Source organism: Halorubrum sp. AJ67 (assembly GCF_000513435.1).
The window spans coordinates 101,564-106,084 of sequence record NZ_CBVY010000010.1 but is presented as its reverse complement, the minus strand read 5'-3'; the positions used below and the strand labels follow the sequence as shown (position 1 = coordinate 106,084).

Sequence of the window (4,521 nt, the reverse complement as noted above, 5' to 3'; positions counted from 1 at the left end):
GCTCGAGCTCCGCGACGCGGCGGTCGCCGCCGACCTCCGCCACGGCCCGGAGACGAGTCTCACCGACTTCGCTCGCCTGATCGACGGGCGGCGGATCGACCACGCGCTCGTCTCGCCGGCGCTCTCGGTCGAGGCGTTCGCGACGCTCGCGGACCGGGACGACCGCGGGCGATACCCCTCCGACCACCTGCCGATCCTCGCGCGGCTGTCACCGTAGGGGAGCTACTCCGCGTCGTTCCCCGCCGTCTCGTCTTCGGTCGCGTCCTGCCCCTCCTCCTCTGCGTACTTCTCTAAGATCGTCTCGTAGCCGCGCTTGGCGGTCTCGTACGTCTCGCGGAGGTCGGCCACGGGCGTCTCGCTCGCGTCGGGTCCTCCGTCGCGCCGGCGGGCTTGAACTGGAACTTGTTCCCGCCGCAGTCGGGACACCCCGAGAGCATCTCCTTGGAGCCGTCGGGGAACGTCCGCCCGCAGGTGGTACACTGGTGGGGCATCTACTTGCGGGAGACGAGCGTGCTGATGAGGTTCTCGTCTTTATGCAGCGTCTCGATCCGGTTCGCCGGGCCGATCACGGTGAGCTTCTGGGTGGACTCGCGGCCCATCAGTTTGTCGAGGAAGCTCTGGTCGCCGGCCTCGGCCTTCGGGTACGTCTCGATCTCGATGCCGGTGAAGTCGTCGGGGCTGATCTCGGTCATCGTCACCTCGATGAGCTTCGACTCCTCGTCCGGGGAGAGCCCCTCTTCGAGGATGACGATGTTGCCGTCGCGGACGCCGTCGAGGATGAGCCGGATCTTCTCCATGCCCGTGAGTCCCTCCATCCGCGCGCCGCTTATCATGTCGATCCGGACGCCGTCGTCGTCCGGGTCGTCGTCCGCGGCGTCGACGTTGGCTTTCGGCCCGGGCATCAGCCGAAGTACTCCGCTATCTTGGTGTACACTTCGTCCATGTTGTCGCCCTCCAGCGCGGACAGCGGGATCGTCTCGTGTTGGGGGAAGGCGTTCGCGATCTGCTGGACGTCCGACCCCGGCAGGTCCGTCTTGTTGGCGAGGATCAGCGCCGGGAGGTCCTGCGACTCGATGATCCCTATCAGCATCGTGTTCACCTGCGTGAACGGGTCCGTCGTCGAGTCGAGCACGTAGATGACGCCGTCGACGTCCTCGCGGAGCCAGTGCATCGCCTCCGCGACGCCCTCGGTCGCCTCGCGCGACCGGCGGACGGCGTCGTCCTTCTCCATGTCGTGATCGAGGAACTCCTTGTAGTCGACCTTCGTCGTCACCCCGGGGGTGTCCACGATGTCGATGGTGACCGTCCGCCCGTTACGTTCGATCTCGACGCCCTCCTTCCGGCGCGCGCGCCGGGTTTCGTGAGGGATGTGGCTCTCGGGGCCGACGGCGTCACCCGTCCAGTCGCGTGCGATCCGGTTTGCGAGGGTCGTTTTGCCGGCGTTCGGCGGTCCGTAGATCCCGATCCGCTTGGGCTCGTCGGCCGCGAACAGGCCGTCCGTGACCCGCGATATGCTGTCTCTGAGATTCGTGAGCAGTCCCATCTTGACCTCCAGTCCGTGTGTGGTTTTCCCGAACACCGCGTTCGTCGGTCTCGACGGCGCTCACTCCGAGCGCTCGACGCCCGTTCGGGGAATTACGGTACGCTCCTCGCCGCGGTCACTTAAGAACTGCGTCAGACACCGCCGATCCGGGGCGTCGACGCCGGACGAACCCGAAATTCGGGGATCGGACCGGAGTATTATCAGGAAGCGGAAACGATCGGCGGGGCGTCGCGTTTCAGCGCAGGGGAAGCGTCACTCCTCGTCGCTTTCCGTCTCCCCGTCACGCTCGCTCGCAGCGTCGAGGAAGACGATCGCGCCGCCGAGCAGCGCGAGGTTCTTCAGGAAATTGATCTTGTTGCCCTGTCGCTCTTTCCCCTCCATCGTCCAGAAGTCGTGGATCGCGGGCGTCGTCCCGAGGAAGAAGACGACGAGCGCGCCCGCCGCGGCGCGGGGGAGCCGCCAGAAGACGATACCGACGTTCGCGACCAGCAGCATCCCGGTGACGAACGGAACGAGGAGGTCGGGCATCGGGACGCCCTTCTCCTCCGCGACCGCGACGCGCTTGTCGTTGTTCTTGAAGCCGTCGACGGCCATGTACGCGAGGACGCCGCCGTACAGCGACCGACCGAGCAGCGAGGGAGCGTCGCGGCCGGCGGCGTCGGCCTCCGGCTCCGAGGTGGATTCGTCCGCCATTCAGACCACCTCGATCCGGCTGACGTTCGCGTCGACGCGGCCGACCGTCTCATAGGTCGGGTCGCCGTCACCTTCGCCGCCGTCACCCTCGTCGCTCTCGTCGTCCACGCCCTCACCATCGACGCGGCGCATGATCCGCCCCTCCACGTCGTCGCGCTCGTCGGGCACGTCGAAGAGGCCGGAGCCGCATAGCACGTCGCCGTCGTGGACCGCCCACGTCTCGATTATCTCGTGGGGTTCGCCGGGGAACGAGACGCGCTCGAAGTCGCGGCCGAAGTTCGTCGACTCGAACAGGGCGACCTCGTGGTCGTCGTTCACCCACGCCGGCGGGGCCTCCTCGCCGCCGCAGAAGATCACCCGGCCGTCGTGGACGAACACCCGGCGGATGTACGAGAAATCGCTGCCGACGTCGAGTCGATCCCACGACTCGCCGGCGTCGGTCGTCCGCCAGAGACCGCCCTCGCCGACCGCGTGGCCGAGGCCGAGGTTTTCGAGGTCGTGGTCGAGGTAGCCGGTCGCCGCGAGCCACACGTCCTCCGAGATCGGGAGGACCTGATGGACGTCGTCCACGATGGCGTCGCGGTGGTCGGTCCACGTGCGGCCGCCGTCGCGGCTGACGTGGATCCCGCCGGCCTCGACGCCCGCGATCAGGGTGTCGGGGCGGCCGGGGACCGTTTCGAGCGCGCGAAGGCGCGCGTAGTGCGGGTCGATCGGCGACTCCCAGTGACCGCGCGAGGGGAGTTCGCGGAACCCCTTCTGTTCGGTCCACGTCTCCCCGCCGTCGACCGAGCGGAAGATGTACGGATCGTTGGTCCCGGCGTACAGCGCGCCGTCGGCCGTCGCGAGGATCGACCACACCTCGCTTTGGCCCGCGTGCCAGAAGCGGTCGCCGAGGGGGACTTCGAGGTCGGTCCACGTCTCCCCGCCGTCGAGCGAGCGGTACGCGCCCGTCGACGAGGCGACGAACACGCCCTCGGTGTGGTCCCACGACTTCACGGCGGTGACGACCCCGCAGTCGAGGACGGGGTCGAGTTCGTCGCGCTCGAAGGGGACGTCGTCGGCTCGGTACAGTCCGGAGTCTGTCCCGATCAACAGTGTCATATCCGTGTGTCAGCCGGGCGCATAATAAAGTTTTACCAATCTGTAAAACGCTAAGTGGCCGGGCTACGACGGGGCGACCATGTCCGCACCGCAGCCCACGGTCCGTCCGACCGACGCCGCGTTCCTCGACGAATCGGACCCCGAACTCCCCACGGAGCTGCTGAACGTTCCGTGGATCGACCCGCACAACCACGCGCACACGCTCTCGTGGGAGGACCGGGAGCGGTACGCGCTCTCGGGCTGCCGGTCGATGGTGATGGTGTCGTCGGGGTACCACTGGACCCCCTACAAGCCCGTCGAGGCGAGCGACATCCGCTTCCTGTGGGACGACGCGGTCAACCGCCGGCGGGCCATCGAGCGCAACCACTTCTTCGAGGCGAAGCTGAGCCTCGGCGTCCACACCGGGGTCCGGATCGAGAACCCCGACGAGCTGCTGGCCGCGATGGGCGACTACTGCGCGCTCGACGAGGTCGTCGCCGTCGGCGAGACGGGCGTGACCCCGAGCCAGCACGTCGAGCGCTGGGACGTCGACGAACAGCAGGCGGTCGTCCAAGCGCAGATGGAACTCGCCGCCGACCACGACCTCCCCGTCCTGCTTCACACGCCGAACACGTCGACGGAGTCGAAACGCGAGTACCGCGACGACCTCGGCGTCACCCCCGGCTACGAGAAGAACGCCGGACTGGGCACCGAGCCGGTCCTCGACGGGGAGAACCCGGCGCTCGAAGCCGTGAAACGCGACGTCGAGGCCGCGGGCGACGCCGGACTCGACGAGGAGCGCGTGGTCGCCTCGCACGCGGACGCGAACAACACCGCGTACCTCATGGCAGAGACCGACTGCTACCTGAGCTACACCATCGGTCACTCGTGGCTCGTCGGCGTCGACGCCGCCGACGTGGCGAACGCCATCGACGAGTACGGCCCCGGGCGGATCATGATCGACACCGACACCGCGAACGTGCTGCGGACCGACCCCTACGCCGTCAAGCGCGCGATATTCGAGCTGTACCGGTACGGAATCGACATCGACGACATCCGGACCGTCGTCTACGAGAACCCGCGCGACGTGTTCGGACTGGCCGAATAAGCGACCCGCGGTGCGGTGGCGCGCGCCTGCGAGCGGTCGCCCCCGGCGACCGCGAAGCAGCGTCGCGCGAGGGAGTCGCTGGCGGTCGAGCGAAGCG

At 68.0% G+C, this 4,521-nt stretch carries 5 protein-coding genes and 1 pseudogene (1 of these 6 running past the window's edge); 1 reads left to right on the top strand and 5 read right to left on the bottom strand.

The genetic code is table 11. The features are described 5' to 3' along the window. The 5 genes and pseudogenes from BN903_RS18605 to BN903_RS09840 form a co-directional block, all read right to left on the bottom strand. Window positions 1-491: pseudogene (locus BN903_RS18605) on the bottom strand (Zn-ribbon containing protein); it reaches 342 nt to the left of the window's first position. Continuing rightward, window positions 492-902: a DUF2073 domain-containing protein gene (locus BN903_RS09855; RefSeq protein ID WP_048077563.1), complete on the bottom strand. Its 411-nt coding sequence runs from the start codon at window positions 900-902 to the stop codon at window positions 492-494. It abuts the pseudogene before it with no gap. After that, window positions 902-1,543 carry an Era-like GTP-binding protein gene (locus tag BN903_RS09850; RefSeq protein ID WP_048077596.1) on the bottom strand — a complete coding sequence of 214 codons (642 nt, stop codon included), beginning with the start codon at window positions 1,541-1,543 and terminating at the stop codon, window positions 902-904. The genes BN903_RS09855 and BN903_RS09850 overlap by 1 nt, the downstream gene beginning before the upstream one ends. 252 nt (window positions 1,544-1,795) lie before the next feature. Next, window positions 1,796-2,236 (bottom strand): DoxX family protein, encoded by a 441-nt coding sequence (locus tag BN903_RS09845; protein ID WP_048077562.1) that lies wholly within the window; start codon window positions 2,234-2,236, stop codon window positions 1,796-1,798. Then, window positions 2,237-3,337 (bottom strand): sialidase family protein, encoded by a 1,101-nt coding sequence (locus tag BN903_RS09840; RefSeq protein ID WP_048077561.1) that lies wholly within the window; start codon window positions 3,335-3,337, stop codon window positions 2,237-2,239. 79 nt (window positions 3,338-3,416) lie between these two features. Between BN903_RS09840 and BN903_RS09835 the strand changes: the two genes are divergently transcribed. Then, window positions 3,417-4,424 carry a TatD family hydrolase gene (locus BN903_RS09835; protein ID WP_048077560.1) on the top strand — a complete coding sequence of 336 codons (1,008 nt, stop codon included), beginning with the start codon at window positions 3,417-3,419 and terminating at the stop codon, window positions 4,422-4,424. The last annotated feature ends 97 nt before the right edge of the window (window positions 4,425-4,521 follow it).